This window comes from Salinicola halophyticus, assembly GCF_003206695.1.
In the GTDB taxonomy this organism is placed as follows: Bacteria; Pseudomonadota; Gammaproteobacteria; order Pseudomonadales; family Halomonadaceae; genus Salinicola; species Salinicola halophyticus.
Genome location: NZ_PZJN01000001.1, coordinates 127,101 through 144,633, shown reverse-complemented (window position 1 = coordinate 144,633; position 17,533 = coordinate 127,101). Strand labels below are relative to the sequence as shown.

Here is a 17,533-nt window from a genome sequence, read left to right as displayed (position 1 = left end):
ACAAGCTCACCGGTGGCTAATTGACGGTCAAGCAAAGCGATGACTCTAGCAGTGAAGCTTATCCCGCCAAAAAAACCGCAACTCCTGACCGGGCTTTCGAAAGAAAGCGTGCCGCAAAGCGGTCGAGACGAAAAGTTTCCTGCCGCCGAATCGATACCATGGGCGCATTCGCAGGATAGGCAACCCGTTCTGCCCCACCGCCGACAGCCTTTGTTGTCCAGACCCAAGCAGGAGGCGATATGAAACTCAACGATCCCAGACTCTTCCGCCAGTACGCCTATATCGATGGCAAATGGACCCACGGTAGCGAGGGTCGCGAAGAAGCGGTCGTCGATCCCGCCACAGGAGAGACTCTGGGTCATTGCGCGCTGCTGGAAGCGGCCCAGATCACCGACACGGTGACCGCGGCAGAGAATGCTTTCGCCGCATGGCGAGCGATCAACGTCCATGAGCGCGCCGAGAAGCTTCATGCCTGGTATCGCCTGCTGCACGAGCACAAGGAAGACCTGGCGCTGCTGATGACCTACGAGCAGGGCAAGCCGCTCGACGATTCCCGTGGCGAGGTCGACTACGGCGCCAGCTTCATTCAGTGGTTCGCCGAAGAGGCCAAGCGCGCCTACGGCGTGACCATTCCCAGCCATATTCCCAACGCGGCGCTGGGCACGATCAAGGAACCGGTCGGCGTCTCGGCGATGTTCACGCCGTGGAACTTTCCGCTGGCGATGATCACGCGCAAGGCGGGGGCGGCGCTGGCGGCCGGTTGCACGGTGATCGTCAAGCCGGCCAACGAGACGCCATATTCCGCGCTGGCACTGGCCGAACTGGCCGAGCGGGCCGGGATCCCGGCGGGCGTGTTCAACGTCGTCACCGGCGATCCGGCGACCGTCTCCGAAGTGCTGTGCAACGACAACCGCATCCGCAACATCTCGTTCACCGGTTCGACCCGTGTCGGCAAACTGCTGATGCGTCAGAGCTCGTCCAGCGTCAAGCGGATGTCGTTGGAGCTGGGCGGTAACGCGCCGTTCATCGTCTGCGACGACATGGACCCGGATGCCGCGGCGAAAGAAGCGGTCGCCGCCAAGTTCCAGACCGCCGGGCAGGATTGTCTCGCCGCCAACCGCATCTTCGTTCACCGCAAGATCTACGATGCCTTCGTCGAACGCTTCGTGGTGCACATGCAGGCGCTGAAGGTCGGTAACGGCCTAGAGGGAAGCGATATCGGCCCGCTGATTCACAAGCGTGCGGTCGATTCCGCTCGGGGTATCGTCGAGGACGGCATCCAGAAGGGCGCGCGCCAGCTGGGTGGAGAGCGCCCGGCGCCCGGCGAGAACTTCTTCATGCCGACATTGCTGGCTGACATCACCCCGGAGATGCGCGTGTTCCGCGAGGAGACCTTCTCGCCGGTCGCCGGTGTCTGCGCGTTCGACGATGACGAAGAGGTTCTCCGGCTGGCCAACGACACCGAATACGGTCTGGCCGCCTATCTCTACACCTACGACGTGCGCCGGATCTGGAAGCTGATGCGCGGACTCGAGTACGGCATGGTCAGCGTCAACAGCGTCAAGATGACCGGCGCGCCGATCCCGTTCGGCGGCGTCAAGCAGTCGGGGCTGGGTCGTGAAGGTGGCGCTGCGGGGCTCGATGAGTATCTCGATACCAAGTACTACTGCATGGGCAATATGCCGTCGGCGAGCAATTCATAAGTTTCAGGAATTTCAACGCGGGTATGACACAAGGATCGTTCCGATCGCTGCGCCCGCCCGGATCGCTGCCGTTTCCGACATCGCTCGATAGTGCGAGCACGGCAGCAATCCTCTTTCGGTAAGGAAATCGTATGACCGATACTCGTACCCTGATCGACAACGATCGCCGCCACGTTTTCCATGCGTCCACCCATCTGCGCGATTACGCCCAGGGCGATGCGCCGGGGCGCGTCATCACCGGTGGTAAGGGGATCTCCATCGTCGATCGCGACGGCCGCGAGATGATCGACGCCTTCGCCGGGCTCTACTGCGTCAACATCGGTTATGGCCGCACCGAAATCGCCGAGGCGATCTACGCCCAGGCCAAGGAGCTGGCGTACTACCACACCTATGTCGGCCACTCCAACGAGCCATTGATCGCGCTTTCCGAGCGCATTGCCAAGCTCGCCGGCAACGGCTTGAACAAGGTTTATTACGGGCTTTCCGGCAGCGACGCCAACGAGACCCAAATCAAGCTGGTGCGCTATTACCACAACGTCACCGGCCGGCCGCAGAAGAAAAAGATCATCTCGCGTCAGCGCGGTTACCACGGCTCCAGTATCGCCGCCGGCTCGCTCACCGGCCTGCCCGCGTTCCATCAGCATTTCGACCTGCCCATCGAGGGCGTGCTGCATACCGAGGCGCCATATTATTACCGCCGGCCTCGGGGCGGTGTAGACAGTAACGGACGTCCACGCGGCGAGATGAGCGAGCGCGAATTCTCCGCCTACTGTGCCGAACAGCTTGAAGCGATGATCCAGCGCGAAGGGCCGGAAACCATCGGCGCCTTCATCGGCGAGCCGGTGCTGGGCACGGGCGGCATCATCCCGCCCCCGGCAGGCTACTGGCATGCGATCCAGGCCGTGCTGAAGCGCCACGACATCCTGCTGATCGCCGACGAAGTCGTCAGCGGCTTCGGCCGTCTGGGCAGCGATTTCGGCTTCCAGCATTACGGCATCAAGCCGGATCTGGTGACCATCGCCAAAGGGCTGACCAGCGCCTATCAGCCGCTTTCCGGCGTGATCGTCGGCGAACGGGTGTGGAAGGCACTGGAAGATGGCACCGGCGAATACGGCCCGATCGGTCACGGCTGGACCTACTCCGGCCACCCACTGGGCGCCGCCGCCGCCATGGCCAATCTCGATATCATCGAGCGCGAAAACCTGGTGGGTAACGCCGCCGAGACCGGTGCCTACTTCAATGCCCAGCTCAAGAAAACCTTCGGCGAGCACCCGCTGGTCGGTGACGTACGTGGCGAGGGGCTGATGGCGGCGCTGGAATTCGCGCCAACCAAGGGCGCGTACGCACCCTTCGATCCGTCGCTCAAGGTCGGTGCCCGGGTCGCGGCCGCGGCGATGGAAGAGAACCTGATCGCCCGCGCCATGCCCAACGGTGACATTCTCGGCTTCGCGCCGCCGCTGGTGATCGATCGTGGCCAGGTGGATGAAGTGATCGCCCGCGCCAAGCGAGCCGTCGACAAGATCACCGATGAGCTGACGCGCGAAGGCAAGCTGAACGCCTGAGTGTTGATGGCGCCATGAGACTGCGGCAGGGTGGAAACGTCCATCCTGCCGTTTCCATTTTCTCAATCGGGAATCGCTCAACGATGTCAGACCCCGTGACGCTTCACGACATCTATCTGGCGCGAAGCCGCATCGCCGGCCAGGCGGCGCGGACGCCGCTGATACTTTCCCAGAGCCTCTCGACGCGCTTCGATGCCGAGATCTATCTCAAGCTGGAAACCCTGCAGCCGAGCGGCGCCTTCAAGCTGAGAGGCGCGCTCAACAAGATCGCGTCGCTGTCGCCGGAACAGCTGGAGCGCGGCGTGACCACGGCTTCCACCGGCAATCATGGCCGCGCGGTGGCCTGGGCATCGAAGCGGCTCGGCGCCCGCGCCATCATCTGCGTCTCCGAACTGGTACCGGCCAACAAGGTAGCGGCCATCGAGGCGCTGGGTGCCGAAGCCCGGATCATCGGACGCTCCCAGGACGATGCCTTCGTCGAGGCGCGGCGTCTGGTCGCCGAGGAGGGCATGGCGCTGATCGAGCCCTTCGACGATCCGTTGATCGCGGCCGGGCAGGGCACCATCGGGCTCGAACTGATGGAAGACGTCCCCGAGCTGGACCGGGTGCTGATCGGGCTTTCTGGTGGCGGGCTGCTTGGCGGCATCGGGCGCGCGGTCAAGGGCATCAACCCGAAGGTCCACGTGACCGGCGTCAGCATGCAGCGCGGCGCAGCAATGATCGAGAGCCTTGCCGCCGGCGAGCCGGTCGAGGTGGAGGAAGAAGCGTCGCTGGCGGACTCGCTGGGTGGCGGGATCGGGCTCGACAACCGCTGCACGTTCGAGCTGGTCCGCGAGGTCATGGACGATCATTGCCAGGTGTCGGAAACGGCCATTGCCCGCGCCATGCTGCACTTCTTCGAGCATGAAAAAATGCTGGTGGAAGGCGCCGCCGCGGTCGGGCTCGCCGCCATCGAGGAGCACGGCATCGACGTTCGGGGCGAGAAGGTGGCGCTGATTGTCTCGGGCAATGGCGTCGACGCCGAAACCCTGATGCGGGCGAAAACCCTGATCGACTATCCAGAGCGCTGAGCGCTCGAATGCTGTTACGAATTCAACCGAATGGACTCAGGAGTCATCCCGATGGAACTCTATAACCGCCAGCAGATTCAGGACGTCGTCAGTCTCGATCACGCCGCTCTCGAAGCCGTCGAGGCGGGCTTTCGCGCGCTGGGCGAGGGCAACGTGGTGCAGCCGCCGATCCTGTCGATGGCGATCGAGGAGGCCAACGGTGAGGTCGACGTCAAGACCGCGCATATCAAGGGCAATTCTCGCTTCGCGATCAAGGTCAGCCCTGGCTTCTTCGACAACCCGAAACTGGGACTGCCGAGTCTCAACGGGCTGATGATCGTGTTCTCGGCCAAGACCGGGCTGGTCGAGGCGGTGCTGTTCGACGAAGGCTATCTGACTGATATTCGCACCGCGCTGGCTGGCGCCATTGCCGCCAAGCATCTTTCGCGTGCCGACAGTCAACGCGTCACCGTGCTCGGCGCCGGGCTGCAGGCGGAGCTGCAGGTCGCCGCGCTCATGCTGGTGCGCGACATCGACACGCTCGATGTCTGGGCGCGGGACGTGGCCAAGGCCGAGGCCTACGCGGCGCGGATGCAGGAAAAATACGGCCTGACCGTGGCGGTACATACCGATATCGGCGAGGCCTGCCGCGAGGCGGACATCATCGTTACCACCACGCCGTCGCGGGAGCCGCTGCTGAGTGGCGAGCATTTGCGTGAAGGCGTTCATGTCACCGCCATGGGCTCGGATAGCCCGGACAAGCGCGAGCTGGATACCTCGGTGATGGAGCGAGCCGATCACTACGTCGCCGATACCCGCGCCCAGAGCGAGAACAATGGTGAGCTCAAGGCCTACGCCGGCCACCAGCCCCCGTTCACCGTCAACGAGCTGGGCCGCGTGATCGCCAGCGGCAAGAGCCTGCGTGTCTCCGACTCGCAGATCACCGTCTGCGATCTCACCGGTACCGGCGTGCAGGACACCGCGATTGCCGGTTTTGCGTTGGCGCGGCTGATGGAGTGAATGCCGTGGACCCTGTGACCGTGGACCCTGTAACAGTGCCCCTGGCAACGCTGGTCGAGAAGCTACTGGCGAGGTCTCTCGGCGGCCGGGGCGGCGCTTGATTCGGGGCGCCCCAGCGCCGAGGCCTTGACGACGATCACCAGTGCCAGAACGCCGAGCAGGGCGAAGGCGTAGTGCAGCGTGATGAAATGCGCGGTGAAGCCGATCAGCGGCGGGCCGATCAGAATGCCGCCATAGCCGAGCGTGGCAACGCTGGCAATTGCTACGCCAGGCGGGGTGTCCGGGTCGTTGGCGGCGCGCGAGAAAGCCAGCGGCATGATCAGCGCGTAGCCCAGTCCGAGCAGCACGAAACCCGCCAGTGTCGCTGCGAAGCTGGCGGGGATGACGGCCAGCAGAACGCCAGCGACCGCCGAACAGCCGGCGAGCCGGGCGACATTGACCTCTCCCAGCCGCATGATCACGCTCGTCCCTAACAGGCGCATGACAACCATGGCCGCTGAAAACACCGCGTAACCCAGCGCGCCCTGAGCCTGGGTCGCCGAAGTGACGCTGACCAGAAACAGCGCGCTCCAGTCGGCGATGGCGCCCTCGCCGAGCGCGGCGCACATTGCGACGAGACCGATCCAGAAAAGCGCACCGTGAGGCAGCGGAAAGCGCTTGGCGCCCTTGACCGGCTTGCGAGTCTCCGATGGCCAGCCAATCGCGGCGAGCCAGGTCGTCAGCACCCAGAACACGATGCCCACCAGCGCGAAGTGCGCCAGCAGACCGAGCTCGAACGATGTCGCCAGGTACCCGCCCATCGCACCGGCGCCGGCACCCAGGCTCCACATGGCGTGAAACGTGGACATGACCGGTTTGGCGATATGCCTCTCGGCCTCGCCGGCCCAGCTGTTCATGGTGACGTCCATGCCCCCGTGGCCGGCGCCGAACAGACACAGCGCCGCGCCGATCAGCCAGACGTTGGGCGCGCACGCGATCAGGATCAGCGCGATCGTGTAAGCCAGTGCGATGACGAGCGTCGCGCGCGCCGCGCCGAAGGTATCCGAGGCACGTCCGGCGAGCGGAAACGAGGCGATGGCGCCAGCGGCCAGGGTCAACAGAAGTAGCCCCAGCTGGCCGCCGTCGAGAGCATGACGCTCGACCACGGTGGGAATGCGTGACGCCCAGGTGCCGAACAGGCCTCCGTTCAAGGCAAACATCGCGGCGACGGCGATCCAGGTCTTGCTGGCGCTAGGCATGCAAACCTTCCCGTTCCGTACCATCGAAAGCATCCCTGTCAGCCCGGATCATCGGTTACTGCCACCGTCGAGTTCTCCCGGTGTTTCACCGGCCACTCGGCACTGGCGCGACGCCGGGGCCAGTCGGAGAGCCAACTTGGTGCCATAGCCGGCCGTCGCGCTGGATCAGCTTGTGGGCACCATCGGGACCGTCGGACCCGGCGGCGTAGCCTTCGATGTCGTTCTCTCCGGTCGTCGACTCGCGGGACCAGGCTTGCTGGAAAGGCTCTACCGCGCGCCAGCCGTTTTCGATGGTATCGGCGCGCTGGAACAGCATCTGATCGCCGGTCAGGCAGTCGTAGATCAGTGTTTCGTAGCCGGTAGCGGCAGGCAGGTCGAAGAAGTCCTTGTAGGCGAAGCCCATCTTGACGGTATCCATCTCGAGTTCGGGGCCGGGCCTTTTGGCCTGGAAGTCGAACCACATTCCCTCGTTGGGCTGGATCTGGATGATCAGCCAGTTGGAGGCCATCCGTTCCACATCGGTATTGCGGAACTGGGCGTAGGGGGCCGGTTTGAAGCAGATCGCGATCTCGGTATCCCGCGCGCTCATGCGCTTGCCGGTACGCAGATAAAACGGCACGCCGACCCAGCGCCAGTTATCCACCATCACCTTCATCGCGACGAAGGTTTCGGTCTGGCTGTCCGCATCGACGCCATCTTCGTCGAGGTAGCCCGGTACCGGCTGATCGTCGAGTTGCCCGGCTTCGTAACGCCCGCGAGCGGAGTTGTGGGCGGCCTCCTCGGGCGTCCAGGGGCGAATGGCACCCAGCACCTTGGACTTCTCGCTGCGCAGGGCATCGGCCCCGAAGGCGGCCGGCGGTTCGATGGCGACCATGGCGAGCAGCTGAAACAGGTGATTGGGCACCATGTCGCGCATGGCGCCGGCTTTGTCGTAGAAAGCCGCACGTTCCTCGACGCCAACCGTTTCCGCCGCGGTGATCTGGATATGATCGATGTAATGGTTATTCCAGAACGGCTCGAACAGCACATTGGCAAAGCGGGCGACAAGGATATTCTGGACCGTCTCCTTGCCCAGGAAATGATCGATCCGGTAGATCTGATCTTCTCGCATCACCTCGAGCAGATCGGCATTCAATGCCCGTGCCGATTCGAGATCGTGTCCGAACGGTTTTTCGACGATCAACCGTCGATAATTCTCGCCTTGTTCGGTCAGTAGTCCGGCCTGGCCGAGTTGCTTGGCGATGTTGCTGAAAAACCGCGACGACGTTGCACAATAGAAGATCGCATTGTCGTTGCCGGAGGCGGCAATGGCATCCTCGATCTGGCGATAAACGGCTTCATCGGTAAAGTCGCCCTTTAGATAATGGATCCGCTGCTCGAACTCGGCCCAGCGCGATTCATCCAGCGATTTGATGCGTCCTTCCGAATGACTGTCTGCCGCCTTTTCGGCGATGAACTGCTTGAGATGGGCGCGAAATGCGTCGTCATCATATTCGGCGAGATCGATGCCGACGATTTGCATTTCAGGGTCGATCAACTGGTCCCGATCCAGATTGTAGAGTGACGGGATCAGCAGCCGCTTCACCAGGTCACCGCCGGCGCCGAAGATGAACATCGTGGTGTTGTCGGCGGCGGGCGTGCGCTCATGTTGCGCTGGCGTCGAATTGGGCACGGACTCTCACCTCGTTACGTGGATTGCCAAAAGCAGGTCGTCTCGTTCGATTCCATCATGGAAGACAATTTGTCACGGAGCCAGTGAATATGGCTTGGCGAGTCCGAGTCGGATCTCCTTTTGCGCCTTCCGGCGTGCTGAACCAGACTGAGGCGACATGTCTTTCAGTTCGAACGGAGTCTCGTGATCATGAGTCATAGTTCCCGCCAACGTACTCAAACCTCTGACGGCAACGAGTCGCTGACGCTGCATTTTGGCCACGACGAGCTGGTCATTCGAGAACGCTACGAAATCGTGAGCATCGCCAACGATATCCTTGTCGGCGTCTGGTTCGTCATCGGCAGCATCTTTTTCTTCTACGACTCCCTGGCGTACGCGGGAACCTGGCTATTCGTGATCGGTAGTGTCGAGATGCTGATTCGACCGGTCATCCGCCTGGCGCGACGGCTGCACCTGCAGCGCATGAATGCCAATTCGTCGGCACCCAGCGCCGCCGAACACGACTTCTGAAGCGAGCCAGTGAACCCGATCTCGTCCGATATCGACATTGCGCCGCCGCTGGATTGCCGACTAGGCTTGGTCGCGACGAAATTCGTGTGACCGCACCACACCCACAGGACGTGGAGGGATTGTGAGCAAACCCGATTCAGGTACTGATCTTGGCAATATGGACGCCGTAAGCCTCGAGCGAATGTATCGATCCGGCGAAGCATCGCCGCTGGAGGCGACACGGGCCTCGCTCGACCGTATCGATCGCTTCAACGGCGCCGTGAATGCGTATGTTTACGTGGATCGCGAGGGCGCGGAGAAAGCCGCCAAGGCGTCGGCGCGGCGCTGGGGGCAGGGCAAGCCGCTGAGCGCCATCGACGGTATTCCGGTGTCGATGAAGGATCTGGCCGAAGTGGCCGGCATGCCGGCGCGTGGCGGTTCGCTGACCTCGTCGGACGCCGTGTGTGAAGAGGACTGCCCGCCAGCCCGGATGCTGCGGGAAGCGGGCGCGGTGATTCTCGGCAAGACCAATACTCCGGAGTTCGGCTGGAAGGCAGTGACCGACAACCGGGTATTCGGCGCCACCTACAACCCTTGGGATACGCGGCTGACACCGGGAGGATCTTCCGGCGGCGGCGCTGCTGCTGCCGCGCTCAACATGGGCGTGCTGCACCAGGGTGGCGATTCCGGTGGCTCGATCCGCATTCCGGCGGCCTTTACCGGCGTCTTCGGGTTCAAGCCGACTTACGGCTGGACCCCGCAATGGCCACCGGCCACCGAGCCGTCGCTATCCCATATCGGCCCGCTGACGCGCAGCGTCGAAGACGCCGTGCGCATGCTCAACGTGATCGGCCGCTACGATTATCGCGATCCTTATGCCACGCGGGGTCAGCCGGCGGACTGGGGCGCCGATCTCGATCAGGATCTGCGCGGGCTGCGTATCGCCTACTCGCCGACACTGGGCTATGCCGAGGTCGACGAGCAGGTCGCCGCCCGAGTGCGCGAGGCGGCACGCAACCTGGAGCAGCTGGGCGCCGAGGTCGAGGAAATTCACCCGGGATTCGAGTCACCGATCGATATCTTCCAGAAGCTCTGGTTCACCGCATCACTGGATTTCTGGTCGAAGTGCAGTGAAAAACAGCGCCAGCAGCTCGATCCCGGGCTGGTCGCCAACGCGCGAACCGCCGAGCAGTGGAGTGCGCTCGACCTGTTCCAGACGCTGGGCCGGAGAGCCAATTTCACCGAATGCCTGGAACGCTTCAACCAGAAGTATCACCTGTTGATGACACCGACGGTGCCGATCGAGCCATTCGAGGCCGGCCATGAGGTGCCGCCGGGCAGCGGTATGCGCGACTGGGAAGAGTGGGCGCCGTTTTCCTATCCTTTCAACCTCAGCCAGCAGCCGGCGGCTTCCGTTCCCTGCGGGTTCACCGACCGCGGGCTACCGGTCGGTTTCCAGCTCGCCGGTGGCAAGCATGACGACGTTCGCGTGCTCCGCGCCTGCCATGCCTATATGCAGGCGCATCCGCCGCGTTTTCCGCGGGTGCCGGACCCGGCGGAAATGGCCTGAGTCAAGGCGATTCACCGATTGCCGACTACGCTTGAACGAGGCGCTGCACCTATCGTGTAGTGCCTCGTTTCGTCAGTGCCCACTGTTTCACTCTTTTTTATCTCATTCATCGCCCAGTTCATCGGGCCGACGAGGTCGAAGTCGCCGAGAATAGTGCAGCAACGCTTCGGCAGTGTCTGGCCGTGACAGGAGTCGCCCCATGAGTCATCAGAATGTCGCTGAAATCATCGTCGAAACCCTTGCCGAGGCGGGCGCCAAGCGCTGCTATGGCGTGGTCGGCGATACCATCAATCACTTCACCGACGCGATCCGGCGCAGCGATCTCGAGTGGGTGCATGTGCGCCACGAAGAGGTCGGCGGTTTCGCCGCCGGTGGCGAAGCCTACATGACTCGGGAACTGGCGCTGTGTGCCGGTACCTGCGGCCCGGGTACGCTACATTTCGTCAACGGCCTGTTCGAAGCCCATCGTAGCGGCTCGCCGGTGGTGCTGATCGCCTCTCAGGTGGGTACCGCCGATACCGGCGTCGGCTTTCCTCAGGACGTCGATCCCAAGCCGATCTACGAGCAGTGCAGCGTCTTCTGCGAAAGGATCATCAATCCCGATCAGGTGCGCCGGATGACGGCTCTGGCGGCCCAGGCGGCACTGGCCGAGAACGGTGTTGCGGTGCTGATCGTGCACGGCGATCTGTTCACCCAGAAGCCGAGCCAGGATCTGCCGTATCGCGCCCATCGATTCAACCCGATCACCCGGCCGAGCGCCGAGGAGCTGGTGCCGGCGATCAAGGCGCTCAACGCCGGGGGCAAGATCTCGATTTTCGCCGGCTCCGGCTGCGAGCACGCGCGTAACGAGGTGATGGTGCTGGCGGCCAAGCTCAACGCGCCGGTGGCGTGGACCTCGCGGGCCAAGGATTTCATCGAACCGGACAATCCCTTCGAGGTCGGCATGACCGGGGTTTTCGGCCTGGCCGGGGGTTACCACGCCGTTGCGGAATGCGACACCTTGCTGCTGCTCGGCTGCAACTTCGCGTGGACGCAGTTCTATCCCGAGAAGGCGACGATCATTCAGGTCGATATCGATCCTCAGCAGATCGGCAAACGTCACCCGGTCGACATCGGACTGCTCGGCAGCGTGCGCGATACCTGTGCCGCGCTGGCCCAGATCGTCGACGAGCAGAGCGACACGTCCTGGCTGGAGCGCTGCCGCAAGAGCTACCACAAGGCGCTGGAGCGCGATGCTCACGAGTCCGACGACGACGGCCTGATCCATCCCCAGGAACTGACGCTGGCGCTGGACGAAGCCGCCCACGACGACGCCTTCTTTACCGCCGATGGCGGCAGCCCGATGGTCTGGATGCTGCGTCACATCCGCGCCAACGGGAAGCGCCGCACGCTGTCGAGCCTTGTCCACGGCACCATGGCCAACGCCTATCCGCAGGCGATCGGCATTCAGAAGGCATTCCCCGAGCGTCAGGTCATTGCGATGTGCGGCGACGGTGGCATGACCATGCTGATGGGCGACCTGCTGACCCTGAAGCAGGAGAAAATTCCGCTCAAGATCGTCGTCTTCAACAATAGCTCGCTGGGTTTCGTCGAGCTGGAGCAGAAGGTCGACGGTCTGCTGGACAGCTACACCGACCTCGACAACCCCGATTTCGGGCTGCTGGCGCAGTCGATCGGCCTGTGGGGGCGGCGGGTCGAGCAGGAACACGAGCTCAAGCACGCCATCGCCGAGTGGCTGGCCCATCCCGGCCCGGCGATTCTCGACGTCAAGGTCAACCGCATGGAGCTGGTGATGCCGCCCAAGATCGAACCGGGGCAGGTGACGTCCACCGCGCTCTATTCGGGCAAGGCCGTGCTCAACGGCCGCATGAGCGATGTGGTCGACCTGGTGAAGAGCAACTTCTGGAAGTAGACGATCCGGCGGTTTTTTCTGTCGAGCTGGCGGTGGCATCGATGACGGCCGGAGGTTGTCGGTCCATACCGGAGAGGCTGCACAATAAAGGGGGCGGCATTATCACTTGCCGCCCCCTTTGCACTGGAATTTCTACCGGCAACCGCTAGCCGTTAAACCCCTTCCACCATCATGACACGATAGTCGGCGCCTTTGAGCCGATGCTGCTTGGCCTCCTGATAGGCCGGGCTTTCATACCACGCCAGCGCGGCCTGGCGGTCGGGAAACTCCAGCACCACGGCACCCTCGGCTTCTGGGCCCTCTAGGGTGGTGATATCGCCATAGAATGCCAGGGGCTTGGGAGGGACCTCCCCCCTTGCCTTGCTGGCCTTGTCGGCGTAGATCGCCATCTCCTCGCTATCGAGGGTGGCGTCCTTGATGAAGATCACGTAAGTGCTCATTGAACTACCCCTTTTCGTTGAGTCGTTTCAGCAGGGCCTTCGCGGTTTCGGCGGAGGAGCCCGGGTTCTGGCCGGTAATCAGCAGGTCGTCGGTCAGAACGTAAGAGGACCAGTCAGCGCCTTTGCTGTAGTCGCCACCCTGTGACTTGAGCACGTCCTCGACCAGAAACGGCACCACGTCTGTCAAGCCGACAGCCTCTTCCTCGCTGTTGGAAAAGCCGGTGACCTTTTTACCCTTCACGATCGGCGCGCCGTCAGCGTCCTTCACGTGACGCAGTACGCCAGGCGCATGGCAAACGAGCGCCGCGGGACGGCCGGTCCGCAGGGTACGTTCGATCAGCGCAATGGATGCCTTGTCTTCGGCCAGGTCCCACAGCGGGCCGTGGCCGCCAGGGTAGAAGACTGCGTCGAAATCGTCGCTATCGATATCTGCCAGCACGTGGGTGCTGGCCAGTGCCTTGATGGCCTCCGCGTCAGCGCGGAAACGTTTGACCTCTTCGGTATCCGCCGTCGGGTCGTCGCTTTTAGGGTCCAGCGGGGGCTGACCCCCCTTGGGCGAGGCCAGCGTGATATCGGCGCCGGCGTCCTGGAAGACGACATAAGGCGCTGCCAGCTCTTCGAGCCAGAAGCCGGTTTTCTCACCGGTGTCGCCAAGTTGATCGTGTGATGTCAGTACCATTAATACTTTCATGGGATGAATGCCTTTGTGGTGGTTACGCAATCGATGACCGCGGGATCCGGTGCTTCGAAGTCGAGGAGGACGAGATCGAGGGGGACGAGATCGAGCGACATGGGATCAGCGCTCGCCGACCTGAGGGCACGGTGTGTCCTTCAGTGTTTCTTCCAGCCAGTCGAGCAGCAACCGACACGCGTAGCGATCCATCGCTTCTCGGTGGGTATAGACGGCGATCGCCTCGGGTTGAATGAGAGCTTCCTCGACGGGTCTTATCAGCTCTCCAGCGTCGATCAAACGCTCGGTCGTGCGTCGCCATCCCAGTGCGATACCGTGCCCGGCCAGTGTCGCCTGCAGCATCAGCGGATAGCTGTCGAACACTTTCCCCGGCAGCGGTGGCGAGACTTCCTGATCCATGGCCGTGAACCAGCCGCTCCACTCCATCCAGTCGGGCGGTTCTGCGCGATGATGAAGCAGCTCCTCGCCCGCCAACGCTTCCAGCGAGATTGGCGCGTTACGCGCGGCCGAATGATCGGGACTGCAGACGGGATAGATCATATCCGCGGCGACAAATGCCAGCGTATGGTTGCCACTTGGTCTGCCATGCGTCTGCAAGGCGATATCGAACGGGTCGCGTTGCTCGGTCATCGGTCGGGTCGATGTCACCAGCTTCAGATCGATGTCGGGGTGGCGCTGATTGAACGCCGCTAACCGAGGCATCAGCCAGTAGAACGCTTCGCAGAGTTGGCAGAATAGAATCACTCGGGGCGCGCGCTCGCCGCCGCGGAGATCGTCGGCCTGCTGTGCGATCCGGGACAATCCATCGGTGATGACGTTGGCCAGTTCGCGTCCGGCCGGCGTCAGGAAGACACCGCGGTTTCTGCGCTCGAATAGGGTCGCGCCAAGGTCCTTTTCCAGCGATCGCACTTGGCGGCTGATGGCCGCCTGAGTCAGGCCGAGCTCTTCGGCGGCGCGAGTGAAGCTCTCCCAGCGGGCGGCGGCTTCGAACGGGAGCAGGGTAGCGAGGGGCGGCAGTGAACGGTTCAGCGGAAACATAACCCTGGCTCATGGATAGTGACGCCACCATCGCTGGTGACGGCGGCGGTCGGTGGGGCACGCTCTGGCGGTTGCCACCGACTGGAACCGCCATGAAAGCACCTTCCACGTTTGAAGATAACCCTCGCCGCGGCATTCTGCTGATCGTCGGCGCGGTTTTTCTCCTCGCCCTGGCAGACGCGCTAGTCAAGTATCTCAGCGACAGCCTCTCACTTTGGCAACTATTGGTAATCGCGCCCTCGATCTCGTTGCCGATACTGCTGATAGGCTGGCGGCGTCAGAACGGCAATCTTCCTCGGCGCCTCGATAGCTGTGGCTGGATCGCATTGCGGAGCCTGCTGCTGCTGGCAATGTGGATTGCGTTTTATGCCGCGCTACCCTGGATTCCACTGAGCATTGCCGCCGTTGGAATCTACACCACGCCGCTGTTTATCGCGATGCTGGCCGCGCTGACGGGCGAGCCGTTGACGGGGCGACGCTGGGCCGCACTGTGGCTCGGCTTCGCTGGCGTGTTGACCGTGCTGCGTCCCGGTGGGGCGCTGTTCTCGCCAGCCATGTTGCTTCCGTTACTGGCGGCGCTCTGCTATGCCGGGGCGATGGTTGTGACGCGAACGCGCTGCCGCGACGTGTCTCCGTGGCTATTGGCCCTCGGGCTCAATGTCGCTTTCCTGCTGGCGGGCGTGGTCGGCAGTGTCATCGTGACTGTCCTCGTGTCTGAGACATCATCCGGGTTTCTCACCCGTGGCTGGCAGCGACTCGCTACGGTGCCGTGTCTGCTGGTCCTGCTTTACGCGTTGCTCATGGTGAGCGTCAATACTGCGGTTGCCCGAGCCTATCAGCTTGCGCCCTCGTCGCTGGTGGGAGCGTTCGATTACGCCTATCTGCTATTCGCGACCGGTTGGGGGTTCTGGTTATTCGGCGAGGTTCCCGATGGTCCAACGCTGGTGGGCATGGCGACTATCCTGATCGCGGGATGGCTGATGATCCGTCAGCAAAGCGTTATGATCGCTGGCAAGCGCAGGACCTCAAGCTAGTTCGATAATCAACTACGTTGATAACAAGCGACGTTGATGAAGAATGAAAAGAGCGATGATCTGAGTCGGTTCCAAGGGGAGGTCGGGATGCGTAACCACGGTTTTATCTGCGCCACCTGTGGCGTGCAATATCCGCCGAGCGAGACACCGCCGGAACACTGCGATATCTGCGAAGACGAGCGGCAGTTCGTGCCGGTCGAAGGCCAGCGCTGGACGACGCCAACCCAACTGGCGACCCGTCACACCAACACCTTCCGCCACATGGCGCCGGGGCTGATGGCGATAGGCACCACGCCAAGCTTCGCCATCGGCCAGCGTGCCTTCCTGGTACGAACGCCAGCCGGCAACGTGCTGTGGGACTGCCTGACGCTGCTCGACGAGGCGACCATCGAGATCATCGAAGGGCTCGGCGGGCTCGATGCCATCGTGCTGTCGCATCCGCATTTCTTTTCCACCATGGCGGATTGGGCGCAGGCGTTCGACTGCCCGATCTACGTCCACGCCGCGGACCGTGACTGGGTCACCGTGGCGGATCCTGGAATCGAGTTCTGGGAAGGGGAGTCACGCGAGATACTGCCCGGCGTCGATGTTTACCGTCTAGGCGGTCATTTTCCCGGTGCCAGCGTGCTTCACTGGTCCGAGCATCGGGTCCTGCTGACCGGTGACACGCTACTGGTGACGCCGGATCGGATGGCGTCGTTCATGTGGTCCTACCCCAACAATATTCCGCTCGATGCGGGAACGGTCGAGAGCATCGCCAGACGCCTCGAACCGCTCGACTTCGACAGCGCCTACTCCGCGTTCTGGGGGCGCGAGATCCTGATCGATGCCAAGCACGTCATCGAGGAGTCGGCGCAGCGGCACTGTCGAGCGGTTCGCAGCGAGTAGCGATGTCCAACGTCCTGTCAGCTTCCGGAAGGGGAGCCTGCCTGAGTGTCCCTCTGGTGCGGGTCGGCACCACTGATATCGATATCCACCCCGACCATCATACCGGGGCCGATCAGCTCGGTGGGGCCGTCGTCGAAGCGGATGCGTACCGGGATTCGCTGGGTGATCTTGGTGAAGTTGCCGGAAGGATTGGGATCCGGTAACAGTGCGAACTGGCTGGTCGCGGCGCGGCCGATGACGGCGACATGACCGCTGAAGGTCTGGTCGGGAAAGGCGTCGACGGTGATGGCGACGGACTGACCGGTGCGCAGCGCGCCGACATCGGTCTCCTTGATGTTGGCTTCCACCCACAGCTTCGCGGGATCGTGCATCATCAGGATCGGCTGTCCGGCGCTGACGTATTCGCCCTGGTCGATCAGTGTCTTGTCGACCACGCCGTCGACCGGGCTGGTGACGTGGAGATCGTCGAGGCGCAGACGTTCCTCGTCGCGCTTGGCCTCGGCCGAATCGAGATCGCGCTCGGCGATCTTCACCTGCTGGTGCAGCACGTCGGGGTTGGGCAGCGGCATCTGCGAACCATTGATGAAGCCCACCTGGGCGTTGTCGGCCAGCGCCTGGCTGACTTCCACTTCCTGCTGCGCCTGGGCGTGTTCGGCGAGAGCGGCCTGGTAGGCGTAGTAATCCTGATCACGACGTTGCTCGGAGATCGACTTCTTCTTGTACAGCGTATCGGTGCGCTTGAAATCGCGCTGGGCTTCGGTGAGCCGCGCCTGGGCAGCTTTCTCGGCGGCCTGGCTGGCCTCGAATTGGCGATGCGTCAGATTCATTCCCCCCTTCAGCTGCTTCCCGGCCATCGCCAAGCGGGCCTTCTCGTAGTCGAGCTTAGCGCGCTGGGCGGCGACATCGGCTTCGAGCGAGGCCAGCCTGCGCTCGTCGGGCTTGCTGTAGAGCGTGGCGACAGCGTCGCCTTGCTCGAGCGTATCGCCCTCGGTGAGCGTGAAATCGGTGACCCGACCGTCGAGACGACTGCTGACGGTGACCTGGTCGGTCATGACGCGGGCGTCCTGGGCGCTGACATGGGATAGACGGTGCGCGATCGCCAGCCCGATCCAGATCAGACACAGCACCACGACGATGGCGAGTATCAGCAGTTTCACGCTGCGGGGCAGGCGACGCTTGGCGGGTCGAGGGGAATCGGCGGTCATGGCGTGAATGGGTCCTTCAAGA

General features: G+C 63.0%; 15 protein-coding genes. 9 read left to right on the top strand and 6 right to left on the bottom strand.

What is annotated here, in order from left to right:
- Window positions 1-239 precede the first annotated feature (239 nt).
- From DOM58_RS00605 to DOM58_RS00590, 4 genes are all read left to right on the top strand, one after another.
- On the top strand, window positions 240-1,703 hold the full coding sequence (locus tag DOM58_RS00605; RefSeq protein WP_110691376.1) for an NAD-dependent succinate-semialdehyde dehydrogenase: 1,464 nt from the start codon (window positions 240-242) through the stop codon (window positions 1,701-1,703).
- 131 nt (window positions 1,704-1,834) lie between these two features.
- Window positions 1,835-3,265, top strand: coding sequence for an aminotransferase (locus tag DOM58_RS00600; protein WP_110691375.1), 1,431 nt, complete (start codon window positions 1,835-1,837; stop codon window positions 3,263-3,265).
- Between the two features lie 83 nt (window positions 3,266-3,348).
- Window positions 3,349-4,335 (top strand): hydroxyectoine utilization dehydratase EutB, encoded by a 987-nt coding sequence (gene eutB, locus DOM58_RS00595; protein ID WP_110691374.1) that lies wholly within the window; start codon window positions 3,349-3,351, stop codon window positions 4,333-4,335.
- A gap of 51 nt (window positions 4,336-4,386) precedes the next feature.
- A complete protein-coding gene (locus DOM58_RS00590; RefSeq protein ID WP_110691373.1) occupies window positions 4,387-5,334 on the top strand; it encodes a cyclodeaminase in 948 nt (315 codons plus the stop codon).
- A gap of 62 nt (window positions 5,335-5,396) precedes the next feature.
- Here DOM58_RS00590 and DOM58_RS00585 read toward each other — a convergent pair whose 3' ends face one another.
- Window positions 5,397-6,572 carry an MFS transporter gene (locus DOM58_RS00585; RefSeq protein ID WP_110691372.1) on the bottom strand — a complete coding sequence of 392 codons (1,176 nt, stop codon included), beginning with the start codon at window positions 6,570-6,572 and terminating at the stop codon, window positions 5,397-5,399.
- Between the two features lie 85 nt (window positions 6,573-6,657).
- A complete protein-coding gene (zwf, locus tag DOM58_RS00580) occupies window positions 6,658-8,244 on the bottom strand; it encodes a glucose-6-phosphate dehydrogenase (RefSeq protein ID WP_245392094.1) in 1,587 nt (528 codons plus the stop codon).
- Between the two features lie 189 nt (window positions 8,245-8,433).
- Between zwf and DOM58_RS00575 the strand changes: the two genes are divergently transcribed.
- The 3 genes from DOM58_RS00575 (at window position 8,434) to DOM58_RS00565 (ending at window position 12,215) form a co-directional block, all read left to right on the top strand.
- Window positions 8,434-8,754 carry a YrhK family protein gene (locus tag DOM58_RS00575; protein WP_110691371.1) on the top strand — a complete coding sequence of 107 codons (321 nt, stop codon included), beginning with the start codon at window positions 8,434-8,436 and terminating at the stop codon, window positions 8,752-8,754.
- A gap of 121 nt (window positions 8,755-8,875) precedes the next feature.
- Window positions 8,876-10,303, top strand: coding sequence for an amidase (locus DOM58_RS00570; RefSeq protein ID WP_245392093.1), 1,428 nt, complete (start codon window positions 8,876-8,878; stop codon window positions 10,301-10,303).
- 199 nt (window positions 10,304-10,502) lie between these two features.
- Window positions 10,503-12,215 carry a thiamine pyrophosphate-dependent enzyme gene (locus DOM58_RS00565; RefSeq protein WP_110691369.1) on the top strand — a complete coding sequence of 571 codons (1,713 nt, stop codon included), beginning with the start codon at window positions 10,503-10,505 and terminating at the stop codon, window positions 12,213-12,215.
- Window positions 12,216-12,367: 152 nt separating this feature from the next.
- Here the strand turns inward: DOM58_RS00565 and DOM58_RS00560 are convergent, their stop codons facing one another.
- The 3 genes from DOM58_RS00560 to DOM58_RS00550 all read right to left on the bottom strand — a co-directional run bounded on the left by DOM58_RS00560 (window position 12,368) and on the right by DOM58_RS00550 (window position 14,384).
- On the bottom strand, window positions 12,368-12,655 hold the full coding sequence (locus DOM58_RS00560; RefSeq protein ID WP_075562974.1) for a DUF1330 domain-containing protein: 288 nt from the start codon (window positions 12,653-12,655) through the stop codon (window positions 12,368-12,370).
- 4 nt (window positions 12,656-12,659) lie between these two features.
- Window positions 12,660-13,346, bottom strand: a complete 687-nt coding sequence (locus DOM58_RS00555; RefSeq protein WP_087718204.1) for a type 1 glutamine amidotransferase domain-containing protein — start codon at window positions 13,344-13,346, stop codon at window positions 12,660-12,662.
- A 105-nt stretch (window positions 13,347-13,451) separates the two neighbouring features.
- A complete protein-coding gene (locus DOM58_RS00550) occupies window positions 13,452-14,384 on the bottom strand; it encodes a LysR substrate-binding domain-containing protein (protein ID WP_110691368.1) in 933 nt (310 codons plus the stop codon).
- A 92-nt stretch (window positions 14,385-14,476) separates the two neighbouring features.
- Here DOM58_RS00550 and DOM58_RS00545 point away from each other — a divergent pair, with 92 nt between their 5' ends.
- Together DOM58_RS00545 and DOM58_RS00540 are read left to right on the top strand one after the other, a co-directional pair.
- Complete coding sequence (locus tag DOM58_RS00545) at window positions 14,477-15,418, top strand: DMT family transporter (RefSeq protein WP_157957467.1); 942 nt, start codon at window positions 14,477-14,479, stop codon at window positions 15,416-15,418.
- A gap of 87 nt (window positions 15,419-15,505) precedes the next feature.
- Window positions 15,506-16,306 (top strand): MBL fold metallo-hydrolase, encoded by an 801-nt coding sequence (locus DOM58_RS00540; RefSeq protein WP_110691501.1) that lies wholly within the window; start codon window positions 15,506-15,508, stop codon window positions 16,304-16,306.
- A 17-nt stretch (window positions 16,307-16,323) separates the two neighbouring features.
- Here DOM58_RS00540 and DOM58_RS00535 read toward each other — a convergent pair whose 3' ends face one another.
- A complete protein-coding gene (locus DOM58_RS00535) occupies window positions 16,324-17,511 on the bottom strand; it encodes an HlyD family secretion protein (RefSeq protein WP_110691366.1) in 1,188 nt (395 codons plus the stop codon).
- Between the last annotated feature and the right edge of the window lie 22 nt (window positions 17,512-17,533).

Coding starts and splice junctions, on each gene's coding strand:
- DOM58_RS00605 (WP_110691376.1), top strand. CDS start 240: ATGAAACTCAACGATCCCAGACTCTTCCGCCAGTACGCCTATATCGAT.
- DOM58_RS00600 (WP_110691375.1), top strand. CDS start 1,835: ATGACCGATACTCGTACCCTGATCGACAACGATCGCCGCCACGTTTTC.
- eutB (WP_110691374.1), top strand. CDS start 3,349: ATGTCAGACCCCGTGACGCTTCACGACATCTATCTGGCGCGAAGCCGC.
- DOM58_RS00590 (WP_110691373.1), top strand. CDS start 4,387: ATGGAACTCTATAACCGCCAGCAGATTCAGGACGTCGTCAGTCTCGAT.
- DOM58_RS00585 (WP_110691372.1), bottom strand. CDS start 6,572: ATGCCTAGCGCCAGCAAGACCTGGATCGCCGTCGCCGCGATGTTTGCC.
- DOM58_RS00575 (WP_110691371.1), top strand. CDS start 8,434: ATGAGTCATAGTTCCCGCCAACGTACTCAAACCTCTGACGGCAACGAG.
- DOM58_RS00565 (WP_110691369.1), top strand. CDS start 10,503: ATGAGTCATCAGAATGTCGCTGAAATCATCGTCGAAACCCTTGCCGAG.
- DOM58_RS00560 (WP_075562974.1), bottom strand. CDS start 12,655: ATGAGCACTTACGTGATCTTCATCAAGGACGCCACCCTCGATAGCGAG.
- DOM58_RS00555 (WP_087718204.1), bottom strand. CDS start 13,346: ATGAAAGTATTAATGGTACTGACATCACACGATCAACTTGGCGACACC.
- DOM58_RS00550 (WP_110691368.1), bottom strand. CDS start 14,384: ATGTTTCCGCTGAACCGTTCACTGCCGCCCCTCGCTACCCTGCTCCCG.
- DOM58_RS00545 (WP_157957467.1), top strand. CDS start 14,477: ATGAAAGCACCTTCCACGTTTGAAGATAACCCTCGCCGCGGCATTCTG.
- DOM58_RS00540 (WP_110691501.1), top strand. CDS start 15,506: ATGCGTAACCACGGTTTTATCTGCGCCACCTGTGGCGTGCAATATCCG.
- DOM58_RS00535 (WP_110691366.1), bottom strand. CDS start 17,511: ATGACCGCCGATTCCCCTCGACCCGCCAAGCGTCGCCTGCCCCGCAGC.